This window comes from Devosia sp. (genome assembly GCF_028290645.1).
Classification (GTDB): domain Bacteria; phylum Pseudomonadota; class Alphaproteobacteria; order Rhizobiales; family Devosiaceae; genus Devosia_A.
On the sequence record NZ_JAQGJL010000222.1, the window covers coordinates 1 to 4524 of the forward strand.

The 4524-nt window shown below is 65.7% G+C and carries 3 protein-coding genes; 1 reads left to right on the forward strand and 2 read right to left on the reverse strand.

From position 1 onward, the window contains the following. A partial coding sequence (locus JWQ89_RS12650) for a DUF5054 domain-containing protein (RefSeq protein WP_299641543.1) occupies nt 1–1628 on the reverse strand: 1628 nt, incomplete at its 3' end. A 9-nt stretch (nt 1629–1637) separates the two neighbouring features. Beyond that, the gene (locus JWQ89_RS12655) at nt 1638–2678 is read right to left on the reverse strand and encodes a LacI family DNA-binding transcriptional regulator (RefSeq protein ID WP_299641544.1); all 1041 of its coding nucleotides are present in this window, start codon (nt 2676–2678) and stop codon (nt 1638–1640) included. 319 nt (nt 2679–2997) lie between these two features. Between JWQ89_RS12655 and JWQ89_RS12660 the strand changes: the two genes are divergently transcribed. Further along, on the forward strand, nt 2998–4359 hold the full coding sequence (locus JWQ89_RS12660; RefSeq protein WP_299641547.1) for an extracellular solute-binding protein: 1362 nt from the start codon (nt 2998–3000) through the stop codon (nt 4357–4359). Nucleotides 4360–4524 lie beyond the last annotated feature (165 nt).

The window sequence follows — 4524 nt, forward strand, 5'->3', positions numbered from 1 at the left end:
CCGCCTTTGGGAGCGACGAGGCTGGCGGCGCGCCACTGGCCGGTCTTGAGGAACTGCCAATCGTGCGGGCCGGCGGGGGTGAAGGTGACGAAGCTGGCCTCCGGCATGCGGTTGGCGGGCTTGTCGAGGAGCTCGACGGTGATCTCGAGGCGGTGGTCGTCCAGCGCGCGGAAGCCGTAGGCGACCTCGGCCGGGGCGCCGAGTTGCGCGTGGGCCTCGGGGTCGAGCGTGGCTACTCCACCGATGAGCTGCGGGGTGAAGGTGGCCGAGCGGGCGGTGGTGGCGCGATCGAGGCCGGGCTTGATGTGATCAAGGATGGCCCATTCGAGGCGATGGGTCAGGTAGGTGTCCATGTGGGCGGCGATGTCCGCGGCGTCGTAGCTCTCGTAGCGGTAGCCCAGGAGGCTGCCGTGTTCGCCGCGCAGTTCGACACCCGCGGGGGAGCGGATGAGGATGACGTCGCCGGTTAGGGGATCGGTTTCGACGAGCCAGCCGTGGCCTGCGGCGGCCGGGTCTTCGGCGGCTTCGGCGAGCATGCGGTCTGCCGGATCGAGCTCGGCGACGGCGGCGTCGAGATAGGCGCGCTGCTCGGCCCATGATGCTTCGGTGAAGAGGAAGCGGTGGTCGGTGGAGCGCAGGGCTTCGAAGGCGGGGCGGTCCCAGGCGGTGTCGTCGCGGAGGTAGGACTTTATGTCGACGCCCCAGGTGTGCTCGGCGACCATGGCGAGGCGGCGGCCGAAGGCGAGGCGGCTGGGGGTGAGGTTGTCGGCGGCGAACTGGTCGTAGAGGCGCTGCAGGTGGAGGTAGCGCTTGACCTTGGTCGGGTCGGAGCCGGCGCCGTAGATCCAGCTGTCGGCGAGTTCGAGCTCGACGATGGGAAACTCTTCGCGGCGAGCCCAGAGGATCTTGCCGTAGTCGTCGAGGGTGGATGCGACGATCTCGGCGCCCGGGTTGCGGGTGCGGATTTCGCGGTGGGCGTCGACGGTCTGCGGGACGCTTTGGGGGCCGATATTGTCGCTGGTGTGGGCGAAGCCGAGGCCTTCGTCGAAGCCTTCGGGGAAGTGCGTCTCGCCGTAGGACTTCTGGTACATGACGACGACTTCGGAACCGTCCGGCGCGCGCCAGCGGAAGACGTCGGGGACATCGGGGGGCGGCGAGGCGGTGTTGACGCCGAGGTGCAGGAACTTCACCCCGGCTTCGGCGAGCAGCGGCACGATGCCGATGGTGTGGCCGGGGACGTCGGTCATCTTGGATGAGATGGTCGATTTGCCGAAGCGCTTGTCGAGCTCCTGGCTGTAGCTGAGCCCGGCGCGGAACAGCGCGGGCGACATCAGTTCGGAATGGGTGGTGAAGGGCAGCGCGTGCCAGGTGATGAGCCCGCGCTCGATGGCGCGCTCGAGGCGTTTTACGCGCGCCCCGTCCTGCGAGTTGAGGTGATCCCCGATCAGCCAGGCGCCGGTGGTCCAGATGAACTTCGGGTTCGCCGGGTCCTCGGCGAAGAAGTGCTCGCCGGTGTCGATCGCCTGCGGGATGAAGCGCTCGTGGTACTGGGCGCGGACTTTCGCGGCGTGATCGGTGAAGCCGATATCGAGGTGGGTCTTGAAGACCAGGTGGATCTTGCGGGTCATCTTTTTTCGTCAGCCCACCGTGCCGCGGACGACGAGGCGGGTCGACACGGTTTCGGTGAGCGAGGGGGAACTGGGGGATTTTAGGCGGCGGAGGATCAGGCGGACCAGTGCCTGGACGCGCTCGGTGAGGTCGATCTTCACGGTGGTGAGGTTGTAGCTCTTCCAGTGCGACTGGAGGATGTCGTCGAAGCCGACGACCTTGACGTCCTGCGGGACGCGGAGGCCGAGGTCATGGCGGAGCGCGTCGATGACGCCGAAGGCGCCGACGTCGTTAGCCGAGAAGATGGCATCTGCCCCCTCACCGACGCGGAACAGGTTCAACGTCTCGCGGTAGGCGGTGTCGTAGGTGTAATCGCCCTGGATGCGGAGCGGCGGCTCGAGGCCGCGCTCCGCCATGATGTTGTGCATCATGCGCTCGCGCTCGGCGGTGGCGAGCGAGTGTGTGGCGCCGGCGAGGAAGGCGAAGCGCTTGGCGCCATAGCCCTGCATCAGGGCGATGGCCTGCTCGATGCCGTCGCGCTGCATGACATTGAGGCGATCGAAGAGGGGGCCCGGGGCCTCGCCGGTTTCGTCCTCGCCGTGCGGGTAGGCGACGTAGATCGGGACGGCGCGATCGAGGACGCGGCTCAGCGTCTGCGGGCGGACGTTCTCGGTGAAGGCGATGACGGAGTCGGGATTGAAGCCCTTCATGTAGGTGAGGAGGGTTTCGTCCATCGACAGGTCGGTGCGGGTCTTGAAGAGGAGCGTGGCGAAGCCTTCGGCCTGGAGCGCCGTGGTCAGCGCGTCGATTTCCTGGCTTTCCCACGGGCTGCACACGTCGGGCACGATGACGCCGACGAGGTGCGAGCGGCCGGTGACCATGGAGCGGGCGGCCATGTCCGGGGTGTAGTTGAGCTCCTGCGCGACGCGGAGGATCAGGTCGCGCTTTTCGGGCTTGATCGAGGCATGCGGGTTGAAGGCGCGGGAGACGGCGACGCGCGAAACATTGGCCCTGCTCGCCACCATATCGGCGGTGGCGCGGCTCCTGTTCCTGGTGGCGGGATCGCTCAAAAAGGTCTGCCCTACTGCCTAAAATGAAATCGTGTGCAAAATGGTTCTGCCGTCCGCCAGCGCCGGCTGTCAAGCGCGCCACCGCAGCAGACACTATAAATCCCTGAGATTACGTGACTATGACGGCGCGCGCTCCGAATGGAATGAATGTTCCATGGCTGCCGTCATGCGGTTGTCATCCGAAACATCCATTCTGCCGCTTGACGGTGAATGAAAGCGTGTTCATTCTCCCGTCGTGAGCTGCGATGGACCGATTGGGGCCTTCGCGTCGCCAATTCGGCGCCCGCAATGTGGCGCCACCAAGGGAGGACATTTCGCGATGAGCAATCGCCTGCGCGCCCTGTATCTGGGCCTAGCCACTGCCACCACCATGATCACGCCGGCCTTCGCGGTCGACCTGACGGTGATCTGCCGCTGCGTCGTCGGCGGCGTGAACAGCGAAACCGCGGTGTGGATCAAGGAAAGCGTGATCCCCGGTTTCACCGAGAAGATGAAGGCCGAGGGCAAGGACGTCACCGTCTCGCTCAACGAATTCGGCGGCCAGGACGAGCAGATGACGCAGCAGCTGGCGCTCGATTTCTCGACCGGCGCCGGCGCGGACGTCTCCGCGTTCGACGGCTTCCTGATCCCGAGCTTTGTCGAGGGCGGGCTGCTGAAGCCGCTCGACGAAGTGGCCGGCCCGGAAGTGAACAACTGGGAAGGCTGGAGCCATATCTCGGAAGGCGCCAAGTCGCTGATGAGCTATAAGGGCAAGGCCTATGGCCTCGCGCTCGGTACCGACGTGCGCGCGATCTTCGTCAGGAAGGAGCTGCTGAAGTCGGCCGGGATCGACCCCGACACCTTCCAGCCCAAGTCGTGGGCCGAACTGCTCGATGCCGCCCGCGCCATCAAGAAGGCGAACCCGGACTCATTCCCGCTGCAGCTGAATGCCGGCGTGAACATGGGCGAAGCCACCACCATGCAGGGCTACTACATGGCGATCCTCGGGACGGGTGAAAGCGTTGTCGACGAGAACGGCAAGTATATCGTTTCGAGCCAGGGCATCCTCGATACCCTGAACCTCTACAAGACCATCTACGTGGACGAGCAGCTCGGCGACCAGCGCGCGCAGCTGCTGGGCGACGGTCGCAACCGCACCTTCACCAACTTCCGTGACGGCAAGACCGCGATGCTGGTCGAGGGCGACTGGTTCTTCAACTCGGTGATGGCGCCGGGCGCCGAATTCGGCATGGACAACCGCGATGCGGAAGTCACCTGGGCCTCGATGCCGGCGCAGGAGCCGGGCAAGGGCTATCGCGGGCAGGACTATGTGACCGTCTCAGGCGGCACGGGGTTCGTCCTCAACCCCGCCACCAAGAACCCGGCGGAAGCCTGGGCGCTGCTCAGCTACATGAACAGCCAGGAATCGCTGACCGCGTTCCAGGGCTATCGTGAGGCCCGCCGCATCCGTGACGACGTCAGCACGCCGAACAACGTCTACCTGCAGAAGACGCAGGAATCGCTGCTGCCGATCACCACCGCACGGCCGAACGACCCGAACTACAACAAGGTCTCGGCCGAGATCCAGCGCATGACCGAGAGCGTGGTTTCGGGCGAAGCGACGCCTGAGGCGGCGATGGCTGCGTACAAGGCCGCGGTGATCGGGATCGTGGGCGAAGCGAACACGGTTTCGAAGCTGTAACGGCTGCACCTTTCGTCTTGTCGCGCGGTCGAACCGCAAAAGTCTCCAACTTTTGCTGACCACGCTCCGTTGAAGTCCTCCCACGCCCGGCTCCTCCCTGAAGCCGGGCGCTCCCTGGGACCGCCTCCCCGGCTCTGTCTGCGACCGGGGAGGCGCCATTTTTTC

Bases quoted from the DNA above. Each gene is read 5' to 3' on its own strand.
- JWQ89_RS12660 (WP_299641547.1), top strand. From the start codon at position 2,998: ATGAGCAATCGCCTGCGCGCCCTGTATCTGGGCCTAGCCACTGCCACC.